Source organism: Clavibacter rahimiani (genome assembly GCF_052654495.1).
Genome location: NZ_CP199790.1, coordinates 2,707,517 through 2,724,950, shown reverse-complemented (window position 1 = coordinate 2,724,950; position 17,434 = coordinate 2,707,517). Strand labels below are relative to the sequence as shown.

The window sequence follows — 17,434 nt, the reverse complement described above, 5'->3', positions numbered from 1 at the left end:
CTCCGGGAGGTGAACGCAGGGTGAACCGGACCGGGGGAGGCGTTGGGGAGGCGCGGGGATCAGGCGCGGCGGTACTGGACGTCGACCGCGGCGTCGACGAAGGCGGCCCGGCGGTAGAGCGCGAGGGCGGGCGCGTTGTCCGCCTCGACGTAGAGGTCGACCTCCTCGTGGCCCCGCTCGGCGAGCAGGTCGAGGCCGGCGGCGAGGAGGGCGGACCCGAGCCCGCGGGCCGCGCGGTCGGGGTCGACGCCCAGCACGTAGACCTCCGCCTGCCCGTCCTCGACCTTGAGCCAGTGGAAGCCGGCCAGCCGCCCGTCCGCGTCGCGGGCGAGGAGCAGCGCCGCGGGGTCGAACCAGGGCTCGGCGACGCGGTCGTCGAGGTCGGCGCGGGTCATGCGGCCCTGCTCGGGGTGGTGCGCGAACGCACGCGCGTTGAGCGCGACCCAGTCGTCGGCGTCGGCGGGGGAGAAGGACGAGAGCGCGAGGCCCTCCGGCATCGGCCGCTCCCCGAGGCCGGCGCGCGCCTCGGGGACCGACGCGCGCAGCTGCAGGAGCTCCCGGGCGCGGTCGAGCCCGGTGGCCGCGGCCAGCGCGCGGGCCGCCGGGTGGTCGCCGTGGGCCCAGACCGAGACGGGCGCGCCGTCGGCCTCCGCGAGGACGGCGTCGAGGAGCGCGCGGCCGATGCCGCGGCGGCGGTGGTCCGGATCCACGACGAGCTCGGCCTCGATCCCGGCCTCGCCGCGGGCGACGACCGCGGCGCCGGCCGGACGGCCGTCGGGGGCGTGCGCGACGAGCGCCGCGGGACCGCCGTCGGCGCCGAGCGCGAGGCGCGTCTGCTCGTTGAACGGGGCCGGGCCGTCCGCCCGGCGCGCGCGGTCGGCGAGCGCGAGGATCGCACGGGCGTCCTCGGGGGACGGCTCGACCCGGGTGACGCGACGCGCGTCAGGCTCCGGCGGGGGCGGGAACGCGCTCACTGTCCTCCTCGTACACGTTGAAGCGGTAGCCGACGTTGCGCACCGTGCCGATGAGCGACTCGAGGTCGCCGAGCTTCGCCCGCAGGCGCCGCACGTGCACGTCGACCGTGCGCGTGCCGCCGAAGTAGTCGTACCCCCACACCTCGCTGAGCAGCTGCTCGCGCGTGAAGACGCGGGAGGGGTGGCTGGCGAAGAAGCGCAGGAGCTCGAACTCCTTGAAGGTGAGGTCGAGCGGCTTGCCGTGCACCTTCGCGGAGTAGCTGGCCTCGTCGATGACGACGCCGGAGGCCTGGATCTTGCTGCCCGTGCGCTCCTGGGCCGCGCGGCCGATGACGAGCCGCACGCGCGCGTCCACCTCCGCGGGGCCGGCGGAGTCGAGGATCACGTCGGTCGCGCCCCAGTCGGCGCTGACCGCCGTGAGGCCGCCCTCCGTGAGCACGAGGATGAGGGGCGTGCCGCCGCCCGTGGTGGTGAGGATCTTGCAGAGCGACTTGGCGCTGGCGAGGTCCCGGCGCGCGTCGACGAGCACGAGGTCGGCCGCGGGGGCGTTGACCAGGCTCGCCGCATCCGCCTGGATGTGCCGGGTGCGGTGGCTGAGGAGCCCGAGTGCCGGGAGCACGTCGGTGTCCGCGGACGAGGTCAGGATCAACAGCTGGGCCACAGGGATCCTCCATGGATGAATTGACCCCATGATACGTGGGGCAGGATTGGCGGGTGACCTCCCCCCTGCGCAGCCTCCTGCCCGTCTGGCTGACCGCCGTCGTCGGCGCGGTCGTGGTCGCCGTCGCGGTGGGCCCCGATGACGCCCCGCGCTGGTTCCCCCTCGTGCTCGCCGCGTGCGTCATCGGGACCTTCGTGATCCAGCTGGCGCTGCCCCGCAAGACCGGCTTCGTCGACCGCGCGGTGGGCAGCGTGGTGGGGGCCGTGCTCGTGCTCGCGGCCGCCACGGCCGTCGTGATGCTGCTGCCCGTCGCGGGCTGACCCACCCGGTCGGACAGGCCCCGCCCGCCGGTCCGCCCCGGCCGCCCGTGGGGTAGATTGAGGCCATGTCGTCGCTGCTTGCTCTGGAACTCCTCTTCACCGGACTGCTGGTCCTGGCGAGCCTCTCCATCGGCTGGGTGTCGCTCGTCGTGGTGTACAACCTCTTCCGCGGCCAGCGCTGACCGCGCGCCGCATGATCGAGATCCCCACGGGCCTCCCCGCCGAGCTCGTCCCCCTGTCCTGGCTCCTCGGCGTCTGGGAGGGCACCGGCGTCGTCGAGTACGCCGTGGGCGACGACCTGGTCCGCCGCGAGTTCGGGCAGCGCATCAGCTTCAGCCACGACGGCCTCCCGCACCTCAACTACTCCTCCTACGCGTGGATCGAGGGCGACGACGGGCCCGTCCCGTTCGTCACCGAGACCGGCTACTGGCGCCTGCGCCGCCGCGTCACCGACGGCGACCCCGGACCGGCGATGCTGCCGCCCGCGGGGGAGCGCCCCTTCACGACGGCCGACGAGGTCGAGACGCTCCGGAACGCCGACGGCGGCTTCGACGTCGAGGTCGCGCTCGTCCACCCGGGCGGCGTGAGCGAGCTCTACGTCGGCCAGGTGAAGAGCGCGCGCATCGACCTCGCCACCGACGCGGTCATGCGCACCGAGGGCGCCAAGGAGTACACGGGCGCCACGCGCCTCTACGGCCTCGTGGAGCGCGACCTCCTGTGGGCGTGGGACATCGCGGCCCTCGGCCAGCCGCTGCGCACGCACGCCTCCGGGCGGGTGGCACATGTCGACTGATCCGGAAGCCGTCATCCGCTCCCCGTTCCTCGACCTGCCCGGCGCCGTCGCCGCGTACGGCGCGGACGCCGGCGTGCCCGCGCACCTCGGATCCCTCGTCGCCGAGCAGCGCGCGCTCGCCGCGGGCACGGCCGTCGTCGACCTCTCCCACCGCGCGGTGCTCTCGGTCGCGGGCGAGGACCGGCTCACCTGGCTCGACTCCATCACCAGCCAGTCGCTCCGCGGCCTCGCGCCGGGCGACTCCGCCGAGACCCTCTTCCTCGACCAGAACGGCCGCCTCGAGCACGCGGTCGGCGTGCTCGACGACGGCGTCACCACCTGGCTCCTGCTCGGCGCCGGCGACGCGGACGCCCTGCTCGCCTACCTGCAGCGCATGCGCTTCATGCTCCGGGTCGAGCCGGCCGACCGCACGGCCGAGCTCGCCGTGATCGGCACGCTGGGCGAGCCCGACCTCCCCGTCGCCGCGCCGGACGGCGTCCCGCTCGTGTGGCGCGACCCGTGGGCGCGCGTCGTGCCCGGCGGCCACCAGTACGCGTCCGCGTCGCCCCATCCCGCCGAGGGCTGGACCTGGAGCGAGCGCCTCGTGCCCCGGTCGGAGCTGCCCGCGCTCGCCGCGCGCGCCGCGGCCGGGGAGCTGCCCGTCGCGGGCGTCCTCGCAGCCGAGGCCCTGCGGATCGCCGCGTGGCGGCCGCGCTTCGCCACGGAGGTCGACGACCGCACCATCCCGCACGAGCTCGACTGGCTGCGCAGCGCCGTGCACCTCAGCAAGGGCTGCTACCGCGGCCAGGAGACGGTCGCCAAGGTGCACAACCTCGGCCGTCCCCCGCGCCGCCTCGTGCTGCTGCAGCTCGACGGCTCCGACGCGGTGCTGCCGGGTGCCGGATCCGAGGTGCGGCTCCCGGCCGACGCCGAGGGCGCGCTCGGCGAGGTCGTCGGATCGGTGACCTCCAGCGCGCTGCACCACGAGCTCGGCCCGGTCGCGCTCGCCGTGGTGCGGCGGAACGTCGACCCCGCCGCGCAGCTCGAGGTCGTCGCCGACGACGTGCGGGTGCAGGCGGCGCAGGACGTCATCGTGCCCACCGACGCGGGCCGATCCGCCGACGTCCCCCGCCTGCCCCGGCTCGGTGCGGTCCGCCGCTGAGCGCGGGCGGCAGCGGTCGGCCCGTGCCGCCCGCACCCTGAGGCACCGGGCGGACCCGCGGGCCGCGCTCCTGCGGCTCTGGGGATCCGCTCCCGCCGCGCTGCAGATCGCCGTCGCGGCCACGGGCGGCTGGGCCTTCGCGCACCACGTGCTGGGCCACGACACCCCGCTGCTCGCGACGACCGTCACCATCACGAGCCTCGGCTTCGTCCGCGACGCCCGGCCCGTGCGCGTGCTCGAGACGGCGATCGGCATGACCGTGGGCATCACGCTGAGCGAGGTGCTGCTGCTCGGGATCGGGCGGGGCGCGTGGCAGCTGTTCGTCATCATCCTCGCGACGCTGCTCGTGGCGCGGCTGCTGTCGTCGAACGCCGCGTTCGCGGTGGCCGCGGGCGTGCAGGCCGTGCTCGTGGCGCTCCTGCCCGCGCCGCCGGGCGGCGTCTTCGTGCGCAGCGTCGACGGGCTCGTGGGCGGTGCGGTGGCGCTGCTCGCGACGGCGCTCATCCCGCGGGATCCGCGCCGGCAGGCCCTCCGCGAGGCGCGCCGTGTCTTCTCCGAGTGCTCCTACGCGCTGACCTCGCTCGTCACGGCGCTGCGCCTCGGCGACACGACGGCGGCCGACCGCGCGCTCGACCGGCTGCGGCGCACGCAGCCGCTCATCGATGCGTGGAGCGCGGCCGCGGACTCCGCCCTGTCGATCGCGCGCATCTCCCCGTTCCTCCGCCGCCACCTCCCGGAGCTCCGCGACCAGCGGCGCGTGCTCGACGGCATGGACCTCGCGGTGCGGAACCTCCGGGTGATCTCCCGGCGCATCGACTTCCTCGTCGTCGACGGGGTCAGGCGGCCGGTCCTCGCCGAGCTGCTCGCCACCGTGTCGAACGGGGTGAACCTGCTCGGGCAGAGCCTGTCGGACCCGTCGGCCGCGCCGCTCGCGCAGCAGAACCTCGTGCTGGTGGCGGTGCGCCTGGATCCGCGCGAGCTCATCCCCGGCGCCCCCGTCGGCGAGGTGATGCTCGTCATGCTGCTGCGGCCCCTGCTCGTCGACCTCCAGGTCGCGGCAGGCGTCGACGAGACCGCGGCGCGCGCGGCGCTCCCCGCGGTCTAGGCCGGCGCCACCGCGGACCACGGCACGGTCAGCTCGCCGAGCCGCCACCGCGCGGGCCCGCCGAGGACGGGCACGCCCGCGTCGCGCATCCGCCGCACGGCCCCCAGCCACTGCTGGCGCGGGCCGTAGACGCCGAGCGGGGCGCTGAGGATCCAGCTCCGGTCCAGGAGCGCGAGCACCTCGTGCACGCGCTCGCCCGGGACGTTGCGGTGGATGAGCGCCTTCGGCAGCCGCTCCGCCACGATCGACGGCAGCTCGAGACCGGCCAGCCGCAGCGAGATCGTCAGGCTCCGGGGCCCGTCGGCGCGGACGTCGACCCAGCTCGCGACGCGGCCGATCTCGTCGCACGTGCCCTCCACCACGGATCCGCCCGGGGACAGCCGCGCCGCCATGCGCGCCCAGGCGGCCGGCACCTCGGCCTCGTCGTACTGCCGCAGCACGTTGAACGCGCGGATCACGGTCGCGCGCTCGCCGCCGGGCAGCGGCACCTCGAAGCCCCCGCGCACGAAGGACACGCGCTCGCGCGCCTCCGCGTCGGGCCACCCCGCGAGCTGCTCGCGGGCCCGCGCCACGCGCCCGGGCTCGATCTCGATGCCCACGACGCGCACGTCCGGCCGCGCCTCCCGCAGCCGCCGGTGCATCTCGAGCGCCGTGATCCCGCTCGCCCCGTAGCCGAGGTCGACCACGAGCGGCGCCTCCGCGGTGCGCAGGGAGTCGAGCGTGCGGATCCACCGGTCGACGCGCCGGAGGCGGTTCGTGTTGGTCGTCCCGCGCGTGACGGAGCCGACGGGGGAGGCGGCGCCCGGCATGGGTCCAGTCTCCCATCGCTCGGTAGGCTGGCGGCATGGCTGAACCCCGCACCCTCGTGCTGCTGCGTCACGGCAACAGCGACTGGAACCAGAAGAACCTGTTCACCGGATGGGTGGACGTCGAGCTGAGCGAGCAGGGCGTCGCGGAGGGCCAGCGCGCCGGCGAGCTCCTCGCCGAGTCCGGCATCCTCCCCGACGTGCTGCACACCTCCGTCCTCATCCGCGCCATCGACACCGCCAACATCGCGCTCAAGCGCGCTGGCCGCTCGTGGATCCCGGTGCAGCGCACCTGGCGCCTCAACGAGCGCCACTACGGCGCGCTCCAGGGCAAGGACAAGGCGCAGACGCTCGCCGAGTACGGCCCCGAGCAGTTCGCCACCTGGCGCCGCTCCTTCGACGTGCCGCCGCCCCCCATCGACGACGCCGACGAGTACTCGCAGTCCGGCGACCCCCGCTACGCCGACCTCGGCGACGACCTGCCCCGCACCGAGTGCCTCAAGGACGTCATCGAGCGGATGCTGCCCTACTGGGAGTCCGACATCCAGCCCGACCTCGCGTCCGGGCGCACGGTGCTCGTCACCGCCCACGGCAACTCGCTGCGCGCGCTCGTGAAGCACCTCGACGGCATCTCCGACGCCGACATCGCCGAGCTCAACATCCCCACGGGCATCCCGCTCGTCTACCGGCTCGACGAGGACTTCCGCCCCCTCGTCCCCGGTGGCGAGTACCTCGACCCCGAGGCCGCCGCGGCCGGCGCCGCCGCGGTCGCCGCGCAGGGCACCAAGAAGTAGGACCGCCCGCACCGACGACGAGAGCCCGACCGGATGATCCGGTCGGGCTCTCGTCATGCGGGCCGGACGTGCGCCGGCGCGCGGGTCAGGCGTCGGCCTGCACCCAGTCGCCCGTGGCGAGGTACTGCACGGTCTTCGCGATCGACACCGCGTGGTCGGCGAAGCGCTCGTGATAGCGGCTGGCGAGCGTGGAGTCGACCGTGTCGACGGCCGCGCCCTTCCAGGTCTCGCCGAGCACCTTGTCGAAGACGCTGAGGTGCAGCTCGTCGATGCGGTCGTCGTCGTTGCGGATCTCCTCGGCGAGCTTCGGGTCCTCGGTGGTGAGGAGGTCCGTGAGCTTGCGGGCGATGGCGACGTCGAGCTGGCCGAGCTCGAGGAACGTGGGGCGGAGCGACTTCGGCACCACCTTGTCCGGGAAGCGGTAGCGCGACAGCTGCGCGATGTGCTCGGCGAGGTCGCCCATGCGCTCGAGCGAGGCGCTGATGCGGAGCGCGCTCACGACGATGCGGAGGTCGCGGGCCACGGGCTGCTGCCGGGCGAGGATGTTGATGGCCAGCTCGTCGAGGCTCGTGGCGAGCTCGTCGATGCGGCGGTCCTGCTCGATGACCGTCTCGGCGAGGCTGACGTTGGACTCGTTGAACGCCCGGGTCGCGTTCTCGATGGAGATGGCGACGAGCGCGGAGATCTCGATGAGACGCTCCTGGACCTCGTGGAGCTCCTGCTGGAACACTTCGCGCATGGGGACGTCCTTTCAGGCCGCCCCGCTGCAGGAGGGACGGGGTGGTTCTCGGGCACGGCGGACCCCGGGTGCCGGATCCACATCACCCGACTCTGGTCATGCGAGGTTAACGCACGGTGCCGTCGAGCTGAATTCGCGGCTCCGGCCCCTCCTCCGAGCGCTCGGACGGCCGGATGGGCCCGACGCCGTCTCCTAGTGTGGGCGCATGGACACCGGTGCGTTGGTGCTCGTCTGCCTCCTCATCGGATTGGCGGTCGGCGCGGGATTCGTGTGGCTGCTGCACCACGCGGCGGACCGCGGCGACCGTGCCGTCGAGATCACCAACCCCGTCGTCCCGGACGGCGTCGACCAGGTCCTCGAGGCCCTCGAGTCCGCCGGGATCGTGCTCGACCCCTCCAACAACGTGATGAAGGCGTCGCCCGGCGCCATCTCCTCCGGCCTCGTCTTCCACCAGGCCCTCGTCCACCCCGAGCTCGTCACGATGGTCGACCGCGTGCGTCGATCCGGCGAGGCGGTGGCGGAGGAGGTGTCGCTCGCGCGCGGCCCGTTCGGCGCGGCCGAGTTCCAGATGCACGTGCGGGTCGCCCGCCTCGGCACGCGGTACGTGCTGCTGCTCGCGCAGGACCGCACCGAGTCGCACCGGCTCGACCAGGTGCGGCGCGACTTCGTGGCGAACATCAGCCACGAGCTGAAGACGCCCATCGGCGCGGTGGGGCTGCTCGCGGAGGCGCTCGACTCGTGCGCCGACGACCCCGTGCAGGTGCGGCGCTTCGCGGCCCGGCTGACCACGGAGTCGGCCCGGCTCGCGCGCATCACGCAGGAGATCATCGAGCTGTCGCGGCTGGAGGCGTCGAACGCGCTGGAGAAGGCGGAGCCCGTCGACGTCGACCACGTGATCAGCGTGGCGCTCGACCAGGTGCGGCTCGGCGCGGAGCTGCGCGGGATCGAGCTGGCCCGCGGCAAGCGCTCGCGCTCCACCGTCTACGGGGACGAGGCGCTCCTCGTGGTCGCGGTGCACAACCTGCTGAGCAACGCGGTGAACTACTCGCCGGACGGGTCGCGCGTCGGCATCGGCGTCATGGTCGACGACGGGGCCGTCGAGATCGTGGTCACGGACCAGGGCATCGGCATCCCCGAGGACGAGCAGGGCCGGATCTTCGAGCGCTTCTTCCGTGTCGACCAGGCCCGCGCGCGCGACACCGGCGGCACCGGGCTCGGGCTCAGCATCGTCAAGCACGTCGTGCAGAATCATGGCGGCGACGTGCGCGTCTGGTCCCGCCCCGGCCGCGGCTCCACCTTCACCATCCGCCTCCCCGAGGCATCGCAGACCCCGGCGCTCGCCGGTACGGACATCGGAGAACCCACGTGACACGCATCATGCTCGTCGAGGACGAGGCGTCGCTCAGCGAGCCGCTCGCCTTCCTGCTCCAGCGCGAGGGCTACGAGGTCGACGTCGTCGAGGACGGCCCGTCGGCCGTGGCCGCGTTCGACCGGGACGGCGCGGACCTCATCCTGCTCGACCTCATGCTCCCGGGCCTGCCCGGCACCGAGGTGTGCCGGGAGATCCGCACGCGCTCGGCCGTGCCGATCATCATGCTGACCGCCAAGGACTCCGAGGTGGACATCGTCGTGGGGCTCGAGCTCGGCGCCGACGACTACGTCACGAAGCCGTACTCGACCCGGGAGCTGCTCGCGCGGATCCGCGCGGTGCTCCGCCGCCGCGTCGAGGTCGACGAGGAGCCCCTCAACGTGCTCGAGGTCGGCGCCGTGCGCATGGACGTCGAGCGCCACACGGTCGAGGTCGACGGGCGCGAGATCGCCATGCCGCTGAAGGAGTTCGAGCTGCTCGAGCTGCTGCTGCGGAACGCCGGCCGCGTGCTCACGCGCGGACAGCTCATCGACCGGGTCTGGGGCTCCGACTACTTCGGCGACACCAAGACGCTCGACGTGCACATCAAGCGGATCCGCTCCAAGATCGAGCGCGAGCCGTCCGACCCCGTGCTGCTCGTCACCGTGCGCGGGCTCGGCTACCGCTTCGAGGCGTAGGCGCGTCGCCCGCCGGTGCGCCAGCGACGACGAAGGCCCCGTCCCTCAGGGGCCGGGGCCTTCGTCATGCGGGGCCGGGATCGGCGGCGCGGTCAGTTCTGGTCGTCGTCGAGACCCTGGTCCTCGTCGCTGGTACCCGGCGTGGTGGTCACGGTCGTGTCGGGCGTGGAGCCCGTCTCGCCGGGGACGAGGTCCGTGTACGTCTCCTGGTCGCCGTTGAGGACGGGGACGTCCATCTCGACGCCCTCGGTGTCGCCGTACTGGATGTAGATCTTGGTGAGCGACCCCGGGGTCGGGTCGACGGAGTCGAAGACGATGCGCTGCGAGTCCTCGGCGCCGTACTTCGTGAGGCCGGGCGCCGCCGTCACCGTGCGGGTCTCGCGCTCGGCGCCGCCCTCGGTGAGCTCGTGCTGGAAGGAGACGCGCTGGCTGTCGGACGAGCCGTTGACGAGCGTGACGACGAGGCTGGCGCCCGCCTCGGATCCGTCCTCGGTGAGGAGGATCGCGTTGCGCACCTCCACGTCGCCGACCGTGGCGTCGAAGCCGTCGCTCGGGAAGTAGGAGATCCGCGTGGCCTGGGGCGTGATGAACGTGCACGACGACGTGCCGACCGCGATCAGGGCCGCGAGGACGATGGACGATGCGGTACGCGCTCTCACGGGACCCTCCGGTTGTTGCGCGGTCCGGCGCCGGGCGTCCGGGCGTCCGCGCGTGGATCAGCTGACCCGCCCAGCCTACGGGATCGCGTGCCGCGCGACCGCCTGCCGACCGCCCGCGGGTGCCCGCGACCCGGCTGGTAGCCTGGACGGCAGTCTGAGGAACGGGGAGTCCATGATCTTCGAGGTCGGCGAGACCGTCGTGTACCCGCATCACGGGGCGGCGACCATCATCGAGGTGAAGAAGCGCGTCATCCGCGGCGAGGAGAAGCTGTACCTCAAGCTCGACGTCAACCAGGGTGGCCTGCGGATCGAGGTCCCGGCGGAGAACGTCGACATGGTCGGCGTGCGCGACGTCATCGGGCGCGAGGGCGTCGAGCGGGTGTTCGGGGTGCTGCGCGCCGAGTTCACCGAGGAGCCCACCAACTGGTCGAGGCGCTACAAGGCGAACCTCGAGAAGCTCGCCTCGGGCGACGTGCTGAAGGTCGCCGAGGTCGTCCGCGACCTGTGGCGCCGCAACGAGGACCGCGGCCTGTCCGCCGGCGAGAAGAGCATGCTGCAGAAGGCGCGCGGCATCCTCGTGGGCGAGCTGGCCCTCGCGGAGAAGACCGACGAGGAGCACGCGTCGACGCTGCTCGACGAGGTCCTCGCCTCCTGACCCGCGGGCATCGGCCGTCGCGACCCGCCGGTAGCCTGACCGCATGAGCCACGACCCCGTCGCCCCGTCCGCCCGCGCGACCGACGACGGGGCACCGGCCGGCCCCCGGCTCGGCGTCGTCGTGGTCGCGGCGGGCAGCGGCACGCGGCTGGGCGCGGGGATCCCGAAGGCGCTCGTCGAGGTCGGCGGGGCCACGCTGCTGGCCCGCTCCCTCCGCGCGGTCCTCGGCCTCGCCGAGGAGGCGCACGTCGTCGTCGTCGCGCCCGCCGCGCACGTGGCGGAGACCACCGCCGTCGTGGACGCGGTCGCCGGCGCGGCCCGCGGATCCGTCGCCGTGGTCGTCGGCGGGGCGACCCGCCAGGGATCCGTGCGGGCCGGCCTCGCGGCGCTCGCCGGATCCGTCGACGTCGTCCTCGTGCACGACGCCGCCCGGGCGCTGACCCCCACCTCCCTCTTCGCCTCCGTCGCGCGGGCCGTCCGCGCCGAGGCCGCCGGCGTCGTCCCCGGCCTCCCCGTCACCGACACCGTCAAGCGCGTCGACGCCGCGGGGGAGTGCCTCGGCACGGTCGACCGCAGCGACCTCGTCGGCGTCCAGACCCCGCAGGGGTTCCCGCGCGGCCCGCTCGACGCGGCCTACGCCGCGGCGACCGCCGAGCACACCGACGACGCGGCGCTCTTCCAGGCCGCGGGCGGCGCGGTCCGCGTGATCCCCGGCGACGCGCTCGCGTTCAAGGTCACCACCGCGTGGGACCTGCGGCGCGCGGAGGAGCTCGTCGCGCGGGCCGAGGGGAGCGGATCCGCGGCCTCCCGCCTCCGCTCGGGCATCGGGACGGACGTCCACGCGGTCGACGCGAGCCAGCCGCTCTGGCTCGCCGGCCTGCACTGGCCGGGCGAGGCGGGGCTCGCCGGCCACAGCGACGGCGACGCGGTGAGCCACGCCATGTGCGACGCGCTCCTGTCCGCCGCCGGGCTCGGCGACATCGGCGGGATCTTCGGCACCGACGACCCCGAGCTCGACGGCGCGCACGGCGAGGTGTTCCTGCGCCGCACCGCGGAGCTCGTGCGCGGGGCCGGCTACGGCATCGTCAACGTCGCGGTCCAGGTCATGGCGGTGCGCCCCAAGCTGTCGCCGCGGCGGGCCGAGGCCGAGCGGATCCTCTCGGCCGCGGTCGGCGCGCCCGTCTCGCTCGCGGGCACCACGACCGACGGGCTCGGCTTCACGGGCCGCGGCGACGGCGTCGCGGCGGTCGCGACCGCCCTCGTCGAGCGCCTCTGACCGCGGCCGTCCGGGGCATCGGACCCGGCCGCACGGCCCGTCATCCGGTGGGGGCGCGGAGGCGCGCTGACTAGGATCTCTCTGTGACCCTGCGCCTCCATGACTCCCGGACGCAGTCCCTGCGGGACTTCGTGCCCCTCGTCGACGGCAGGGTCGGCATCTACGTCTGCGGTCCGACGGTCCAGTCGGCGCCGCACATCGGCCACCTCCGGAGCGCCCTCGCGTACGACCAGCTCCGCCGCTGGCTCGCCTACCGCGGGCTCGACGTCACGCTCGTCCGCAACGTCACCGACATCGACGACAAGGTCATCGACAACGCCCGGCGCGGGCAGGAGGCCGGCGGCACCGAGGAGTGGTGGGCGCTCGCGTACCGCGTCGAGCTCGAGTTCTCCCGCGCCTACGCCGCCCTCGGGATCCTCCCGCCCAGCTACGAGCCCCGCGCCACCGCGAGCGTCGGCGAGATGCAGGAGATCATCCGGCGCCTCGTCGACCGCGGGCACGCGTACCCGGCCGACGACGGATCCGGGGACGTCTACTTCGACACCGCGTCCTGGCCCGAGTACGGCGAGCTCACGCGCCAGCGCGCGGCCGACATGGAGGCCGCCGCCGACGCGGATCCGCGGGCCAAGCGCGACGTCCGCGACTTCGCCCTCTGGAAGGGCGCGAAGCCCGGGGAGCCCGCGAGCGCGTCGTGGCCGTCGCCCTGGGGCGCCGGCCGTCCCGGCTGGCACATCGAGTGCTCCGCCATGTCCACGCGCTACCTCGGCGCCGAATTCGACATCCACGGCGGCGGCCTCGACCTGCGCTTCCCGCACCACGAGAACGAGCTCGCGCAGTCGCGCGCGGCGGGGGATCCGTTCGCCCGCTACTGGCTGCACAACGGGCTCGTCGCCGTGGCCGGCCAGAAGATGAGCAAGTCGCTCGGCAACTCCCTGTTCGCGGCCGACCTGCTCGCCTCCGCGCGCCCGGTCGTCGTCCGCTACTTCCTCGGATCCGCGCACTACCGCTCCACCCTCGAGTTCCACGACGGCGCGCTGGCGGAGGCCGAGGCCGCGTTCGACCGCATCGAGACGTTCCTCGACCGCAGCGCCCGCCGCCTCGCCGGCACGCGCTTCCAGGCCCCCGCCCCCGACGGCGGCGCTCCGGCCCCCGTGCCCGCGGCCTTCGCCGAGGCGATGGACGACGACCTGAGCGTCCCACAGGCGCTCGCCGTGCTCCACGACGCCGTCCGCGCGGGCAACGCCGCCCTCGACGCCGGCGACCTCCAGGAGGCCGCCGCCCAGCGCGCCGACGTCTCCGCGATGGTGGCCGTGCTCGGCATCGACCCGCTCGCCGACGAGTGGCGCACCGCGTCCGACCAGCCCGCGCGCCGTGCGCTGCAGGCGCTGGTCGAGCACCGGATCGCCGAGCGACAGACCGCGCGGGAGGCCAGGGACTTCGCCCTCGCCGACCGCATCAGACAGGAGCTGGCCGAGGCCGGCATCACGATAGAGGACTCGCCCGGCGGGTCGCATTGGAGCATCGATGGCGAATAAGCCCAGCCGTTCAGGCGCGGTACGCAAGACCAAGAAGGGCCCGCTCAAGGGTTCCGGAGGGCAGGGCAGGCAGGCCCTCGAGGGCAAGAAGCCCACGCCGAAGGCGGAGGACCGCCCGTACCACCCCGCGGGCAAGCGCAAGGCCGCGAAGGACCGGTACGACGCGGCGTCCGCGGGCGCCAGCCGCGGCCGCGAGGACCGCCCCGAGCGCTCCGCCCCGCCGCGCGCCCGCGCCACCGACCGCCCCGCGGCGGCCGACGCCCCGCGCGCCCGCCGCGCCAAGCAGCAGGACGAGTCCGAGGTCGTCACCGGCCGCAACTCGGTGGTCGAGGCGCTCCGCGCGAAGATCCCCGCGACGGCGCTCTACATCGCGTCGCGCATCGAGTACGACGACCGCGTCAAGGAGGTGCTGTCGCTCGCCACCGGGCGCGGGATCCCCGTCCTCGAGGTCATGCGCCCCGAGCTCGACCGCATCGCCGGCCACGACGCCGTGCACCAGGGCCTCGCGCTCAAGGTGCCGCCGTACGAGTACGCGGACGCGATCGAGCTGCTCGACAAGACCATCTCCCGCGGCCAGGTGCCGCTCATGGTCGCGCTCGACGGCATCACCGACCCGCGGAACCTCGGCGCCATCATCCGCTCGGTCGCCGCGTTCGGCGGGCACGGCGTGATCGTGCCGCAGCGCCGTTCGGTCGGCCTCACCGCCAGCGCGTGGAAGACGTCGGCGGGCGCCGCGGCGCGCACGCCCGTCGCCATGGCGTCGAACCTCACGCAGACGCTGAAGGCGCTCAAGCAGCGCGGCGTCTTCGTGGTCGGCCTCGACGGCGGCGGCGACATGTCGCTGCACGAGTTCACGCTCGCCGACCGGCCGATCGTGGTCGTCGTCGGATCCGAGGGCAAGGGCCTGTCGCGCCTCGTCACGGAGACGTGCGACACCATCGTCTCCATCCCGATCGGCGCCTCCACCGAGTCGCTCAACGCGGGCATCGCGGCGAGCGTCACGCTCTACGAGATCGGCAAGCTGCGCGCGGCGGCCCGCCGGAAGTAGCCCCACCACGACGACGAGCCGGGACCCTCGGGTCCCGGCTCGTCGTCGTCTCGGGGCACGCGCCCTGAGGATCAGACCTTGGTGCGCCAGTCCTCCGCGGCCTCGGCCTCGGTGATCGGCACGTCCGACTCGTCCTCGATCACGCCGATCGACTCGGTCGGCGGGTCGATGACGGTCGCCTCGTCGCGGCGGTGGCGGAGGATGTCCTGCACGTACGCGGTGACCGCCTCGGCGAGCGGGATGTCCCGGCTCAGCTTCTGCGACATGTACCAGCGGTGCTCGAGCAGCTGGTGGAAGACCTCGGCCGGCTCGAGCTTGCCGCGGAGGTCGCGCGGGATCGCGCGCACGACGGGCTCGAAGACGCGGGCGAGCCACTCGTGCGCGACCATCTCCTCGTCGAGGTCCTGCTTGTCGAAGGTCGCCGTGTACGAGTCCAGGTCGTTGAGGAGGCGGCGGGCCTGGTTCTCCTGCGCGTCCACGCCCGTGAGGCGCAGCAGGCGGCGCTGGTGGTGGCCGGCGTCGACGACCTTGGGCTGGATCCGCACCTGCGAGCCCTCCGCGGTCGTGCGGATCGCGAGCTCCTCGATGTCGAACCCGAGGTCGTTGAGGCGGTCGACGCGCTCGTTGATGCGCCAGCGCTCCGACGTGGGGAACTCCTCGCGGCCGGTGAGCTCCTTCCAGAGCGTGCGGTACTGGGCGACGATGCGCGTGCTGGTCTCGAGCGGGTCGAGCCCCTCCTCGATGCGGCCGCCGGCCTCGAGGTCCATGAGCTCGCCGGCGATGTTGACGCGGGCGATCTCGAGGTCGTTCTCGCGCTGCCCGTTGGAGAGGCCGCCGTTGAAGAGCTTGCCGGTCTCCGCGTCAACGAGGTACGCGGCGAAGGCACCGGCGTCCCGGCGGAAGAGGGTGTTCGAGAGCGACACGTCGCCCCAGAAGAAGCCGATCATGTGCAGCCGCACCAGGAGCACGGCCAGGGCGTCGACGAGCCGCGTGGCGGTGTCGGGCCGCAGCTGCTGCGAGAAGAGCGCCCGGTAGGGGAGGGAGAACTTGAGGTGCCGGGTGACGAGCACGGACTTCAGCGGGTCGCCGTCCTCGTCCGTGCGGTTCATGATCACGGCGACGGGCTCGACGCACGGGATCTCGAGGCGCTGCAGCGTCCGCAGCATGTCGTACTCGCCGCGTGCCATCTCGTCCGTCGTCTCCTTGATGGCGATGACGTAGCCGGACAGGTTCGCGAAGCGCACGAGGTGCCGCGAGATGCCCTTCGGCAGCGTCGCGATCGCGGAGGAGGGCCACTCGTCGAGCGGCAGCTGCCAGGGCAGGTCGAGGAGCGCGGGATCGACCGTCGCCGAGGTGATGTTCAGGGATCCGGCCATGCTGCGACCCTACCCGACCGGGGAAACGGAGCTGCCGCGGCCCCGGCTCTCCGAGGGAGAGCGCGGGACCGCGGCAGCGGACGTGCGGTGTCGAGCTGGATCAGCCCGCGGCGACCGGCGCGTTGAGGCGGAGGCCGCTCTCGGCGTCGAAGGCGTGGAGGTGACCCGGCTGCGGCGTGATGAAGACGGTGTCGCCGGCGTTGGGGTGCAGGCGGCCGTCGACGCGCGCGACGAGGTCGGTGCGCTTGCCCTCGATGTCGGTGTGGCCGTAGAGGTAGCCGTCCGCGCCGAGCTCCTCGACGAGGTCGACCGTGACCGAGAGGCCCTGGCCCTGCGTGGTCGACACGACGACGTCCTCGGGGCGCACGCCGATGGTGACCGCGCCGCCCGTGGCGTGCGTGAGCACGTCGCGCTCGACCGGCACCACGGCGGAGCCGAACTGCACGCCGCCGTCGACGACGTTCGCGGTGAAGAGGTTCATCGCGGGGGAGCCGATGAAGCCGGCGACGAACACGTTCTGCGGCTTCTCGTAGAGGTCGCGGGGCGTGCCGACCTGCTGCAGGACGCCGTCCTTGAGGACCGCGATGCGGTCGCCCATGGTGAGGGCCTCGGTCTGGTCGTGCGTGACGTAGACCGTGGTGACCCCGAGGCGGCGCTGGAGCGACGCGATCTGCGTGCGGGTCTGGACGCGGAGCTTGGCGTCGAGGTTCGACAGCGGCTCGTCCATGAGGAACACCTGCGGCTGGCGCACGATCGCGCGGCCCATGGCGACGCGCTGGCGCTGGCCGCCGGAGAGGGCCTTCGGCTTGCGGCTGAGGTAGGGCTCGAGGTCGAGGAGCTTGGCGGCCTCGAGGACGCGGGTGGCCCGCTCGTCCTTGCCGACGCCGGCGATCTTGAGCGCGAAGCCCATGTTCTCGGCGACCGTCATGTGGGGGTACAGCGCGTAGTTCTGGAAGACCATGGCGATGTCGCGGTCCTTCGGCGGCACGTCCGTGACGTTGCGGTCGCCGATGAAGATGTTGCCGTCGTTGACCTCCTCGAGGCCCGCGAGCATGCGGAGGGTGGTCGACTTGCCGCAGCCGGACGGGCCGACGAGGACGAGGAACTCGCCGTCGGCGACCTCGAGGTCGATGCCGTCGACCGCCGGGCGCGTGGAGCCCGGGTACAGGCGCGTGGCCTTGTCGAAAGTTACAGATGCCATTTCGGTGTTCTCCTTCACGGGCAGGTACGTGCCCGACGATCCGTGGTGATGGATGTGATGCTCATGGCTCATCGCTGTGGGCGACGATGACCACCCGATGAGTATTGCACGGGGCCATCCGGCCGACTACCCCGCCGTGGTGCGGATCGGCGGCCATTCCCCGCCTGGGGGATCAGGGCCCCCGGCCTGTATCGTCACCTGCGGCGCCGTACCCGCGCCCGCCGCGTTGGCGCTTTCCCAGACTGGCCGCCTAGAGTCCTGAGGTCGTCCGGGAGCCCGCCCGCGCCCGACTCCCCCATCCCCGG

18 protein-coding genes are annotated in these 17,434 nt (G+C 73.7%); 11 read left to right on the top strand and 7 right to left on the bottom strand.

The genetic code is table 11. The annotated features are described in order from the left end of the window. Nucleotides 1-59 precede the first annotated feature (59 nt). Both mshD and ACT7CP_RS12900 read right to left on the bottom strand, forming a co-directional pair. On the bottom strand, nt 60-974 hold the full coding sequence (gene mshD, locus ACT7CP_RS12905) for a mycothiol synthase (protein ID WP_445442529.1): 915 nt from the start codon (nt 972-974) through the stop codon (nt 60-62). After that, on the bottom strand, nt 943-1,635 hold the full coding sequence (locus ACT7CP_RS12900; RefSeq protein ID WP_413964147.1) for a response regulator transcription factor: 693 nt from the start codon (nt 1,633-1,635) through the stop codon (nt 943-945). Before ACT7CP_RS12900 ends, mshD begins: the two co-directional genes overlap by 32 nt. A gap of 53 nt (nt 1,636-1,688) precedes the next feature. Here ACT7CP_RS12900 and ACT7CP_RS12895 point away from each other — a divergent pair, with 53 nt between their 5' ends. The 4 genes from ACT7CP_RS12895 (at nt 1,689) to ACT7CP_RS12880 (ending at nt 4,994) form a co-directional block, all read left to right on the top strand. Next, nucleotides 1,689-1,955, top strand: a complete 267-nt coding sequence (locus ACT7CP_RS12895) for a hypothetical protein (protein WP_445442528.1) — start codon at nt 1,689-1,691, stop codon at nt 1,953-1,955. A gap of 193 nt (nt 1,956-2,148) precedes the next feature. After that, complete coding sequence (locus ACT7CP_RS12890) at nt 2,149-2,748, top strand: heme-binding beta-barrel domain-containing protein (RefSeq protein ID WP_445442527.1); 600 nt, start codon at nt 2,149-2,151, stop codon at nt 2,746-2,748. Further along, complete coding sequence (gene ygfZ, locus ACT7CP_RS12885) at nt 2,738-3,889, top strand: CAF17-like 4Fe-4S cluster assembly/insertion protein YgfZ (RefSeq protein WP_445442526.1); 1,152 nt, start codon at nt 2,738-2,740, stop codon at nt 3,887-3,889. The genes ACT7CP_RS12890 and ygfZ overlap by 11 nt, the downstream gene beginning before the upstream one ends. Beyond that, nucleotides 3,873-4,994 carry an FUSC family protein gene (locus tag ACT7CP_RS12880; protein WP_445442525.1) on the top strand — a complete coding sequence of 374 codons (1,122 nt, stop codon included), beginning with the start codon at nt 3,873-3,875 and terminating at the stop codon, nt 4,992-4,994. The genes ygfZ and ACT7CP_RS12880 overlap by 17 nt, the downstream gene beginning before the upstream one ends. Here the strand turns inward: ACT7CP_RS12880 and ACT7CP_RS12875 are convergent. After that, nucleotides 4,991-5,803 carry a class I SAM-dependent methyltransferase gene (locus tag ACT7CP_RS12875; protein ID WP_413964152.1) on the bottom strand — a complete coding sequence of 271 codons (813 nt, stop codon included), beginning with the start codon at nt 5,801-5,803 and terminating at the stop codon, nt 4,991-4,993. The genes ACT7CP_RS12880 and ACT7CP_RS12875 overlap by 4 nt on opposite strands. 35 nt (nt 5,804-5,838) lie before the next feature. Here ACT7CP_RS12875 and ACT7CP_RS12870 point away from each other — a divergent pair, with 35 nt between their 5' ends. Beyond that, entirely contained in the window at nt 5,839-6,594 is a 756-nt protein-coding gene (locus tag ACT7CP_RS12870; protein WP_307506473.1) for a phosphoglyceromutase, read from the top strand. Nucleotides 6,595-6,679: 85 nt separating this feature from the next. Here ACT7CP_RS12870 and phoU read toward each other — a convergent pair whose 3' ends face one another. Then, the gene (gene phoU, locus ACT7CP_RS12865) at nt 6,680-7,333 is read right to left on the bottom strand and encodes a phosphate signaling complex protein PhoU (RefSeq protein WP_012039182.1); all 654 of its coding nucleotides are present in this window, start codon (nt 7,331-7,333) and stop codon (nt 6,680-6,682) included. Nucleotides 7,334-7,538: 205 nt separating this feature from the next. Between phoU and ACT7CP_RS12860 the strand changes: the two genes are divergently transcribed. Both ACT7CP_RS12860 and ACT7CP_RS12855 read left to right on the top strand, forming a co-directional pair. Next, entirely contained in the window at nt 7,539-8,702 is a 1,164-nt protein-coding gene (locus tag ACT7CP_RS12860) for a sensor histidine kinase (protein ID WP_413964153.1), read from the top strand. Further along, nucleotides 8,699-9,379 (top strand): winged helix-turn-helix domain-containing protein, encoded by a 681-nt coding sequence (locus ACT7CP_RS12855; RefSeq protein WP_413964154.1) that lies wholly within the window; start codon nt 8,699-8,701, stop codon nt 9,377-9,379. The genes ACT7CP_RS12860 and ACT7CP_RS12855 overlap by 4 nt, the downstream gene beginning before the upstream one ends. Before the next feature lie 92 nt (nt 9,380-9,471). On the opposite strand, the gene ACT7CP_RS12850 is transcribed toward ACT7CP_RS12855, so the two are convergent. After that, a complete protein-coding gene (locus tag ACT7CP_RS12850) occupies nt 9,472-10,038 on the bottom strand; it encodes a hypothetical protein (protein ID WP_413964155.1) in 567 nt (188 codons plus the stop codon). 172 nt (nt 10,039-10,210) lie between these two features. Here ACT7CP_RS12850 and ACT7CP_RS12845 point away from each other — a divergent pair, with 172 nt between their 5' ends. From ACT7CP_RS12845 to rlmB, 4 genes are all read left to right on the top strand, one after another. Next, entirely contained in the window at nt 10,211-10,693 is a 483-nt protein-coding gene (locus ACT7CP_RS12845; protein ID WP_307506486.1) for a CarD family transcriptional regulator, read from the top strand. 43 nt (nt 10,694-10,736) lie between these two features. After that, nucleotides 10,737-11,969, top strand: coding sequence for a 2-C-methyl-D-erythritol 4-phosphate cytidylyltransferase (gene ispD / locus ACT7CP_RS12840; protein ID WP_445442524.1), 1,233 nt, complete (start codon nt 10,737-10,739; stop codon nt 11,967-11,969). A gap of 83 nt (nt 11,970-12,052) precedes the next feature. Next, nucleotides 12,053-13,504 (top strand): cysteine--tRNA ligase, encoded by a 1,452-nt coding sequence (gene cysS, locus ACT7CP_RS12835; protein ID WP_445442523.1) that lies wholly within the window; start codon nt 12,053-12,055, stop codon nt 13,502-13,504. Beyond that, the gene (rlmB, locus tag ACT7CP_RS12830) at nt 13,494-14,552 is read left to right on the top strand and encodes a 23S rRNA (guanosine(2251)-2'-O)-methyltransferase RlmB (RefSeq protein WP_413964158.1); all 1,059 of its coding nucleotides are present in this window, start codon (nt 13,494-13,496) and stop codon (nt 14,550-14,552) included. The genes cysS and rlmB overlap by 11 nt, the downstream gene beginning before the upstream one ends. A gap of 71 nt (nt 14,553-14,623) precedes the next feature. Here the strand turns inward: rlmB and ACT7CP_RS12825 are convergent, their stop codons facing one another. Next, entirely contained in the window at nt 14,624-15,928 is a 1,305-nt protein-coding gene (locus ACT7CP_RS12825) for a DUF4032 domain-containing protein (RefSeq protein ID WP_043673521.1), read from the bottom strand. A gap of 100 nt (nt 15,929-16,028) precedes the next feature. Continuing rightward, nucleotides 16,029-17,129 (bottom strand): ABC transporter ATP-binding protein, encoded by a 1,101-nt coding sequence (locus tag ACT7CP_RS12820; RefSeq protein ID WP_307506499.1) that lies wholly within the window; start codon nt 17,127-17,129, stop codon nt 16,029-16,031. Between the last annotated feature and the right edge of the window lie 305 nt (nt 17,130-17,434).

What these genes read in the sequence shown, in the direction of transcription:
- ACT7CP_RS12870 (WP_307506473.1), top strand. Translation starts at nt 5,839, where the DNA reads ATGGCTGAACCCCGCACCCTCGTGCTGCTGCGTCACGGCAACAGCGAC.
- ygfZ (WP_445442526.1), top strand. Translation starts at nt 2,738, where the DNA reads ATGTCGACTGATCCGGAAGCCGTCATCCGCTCCCCGTTCCTCGACCTG.
- ACT7CP_RS12890 (WP_445442527.1), top strand. Translation starts at nt 2,149, where the DNA reads ATGATCGAGATCCCCACGGGCCTCCCCGCCGAGCTCGTCCCCCTGTCC.
- ACT7CP_RS12845 (WP_307506486.1), top strand. Translation starts at nt 10,211, where the DNA reads ATGATCTTCGAGGTCGGCGAGACCGTCGTGTACCCGCATCACGGGGCG.
- ACT7CP_RS12875 (WP_413964152.1), bottom strand. Translation starts at nt 5,803, where the DNA reads ATGCCGGGCGCCGCCTCCCCCGTCGGCTCCGTCACGCGCGGGACGACC.
- ispD (WP_445442524.1), top strand. Translation starts at nt 10,737, where the DNA reads ATGAGCCACGACCCCGTCGCCCCGTCCGCCCGCGCGACCGACGACGGG.
- ACT7CP_RS12825 (WP_043673521.1), bottom strand. Translation starts at nt 15,928, where the DNA reads ATGGCCGGATCCCTGAACATCACCTCGGCGACGGTCGATCCCGCGCTC.
- ACT7CP_RS12860 (WP_413964153.1), top strand. Translation starts at nt 7,539, where the DNA reads ATGGACACCGGTGCGTTGGTGCTCGTCTGCCTCCTCATCGGATTGGCG.
- phoU (WP_012039182.1), bottom strand. Translation starts at nt 7,333, where the DNA reads ATGCGCGAAGTGTTCCAGCAGGAGCTCCACGAGGTCCAGGAGCGTCTC.
- rlmB (WP_413964158.1), top strand. Translation starts at nt 13,494, where the DNA reads ATGGCGAATAAGCCCAGCCGTTCAGGCGCGGTACGCAAGACCAAGAAG.
- ACT7CP_RS12820 (WP_307506499.1), bottom strand. Translation starts at nt 17,129, where the DNA reads ATGGCATCTGTAACTTTCGACAAGGCCACGCGCCTGTACCCGGGCTCC.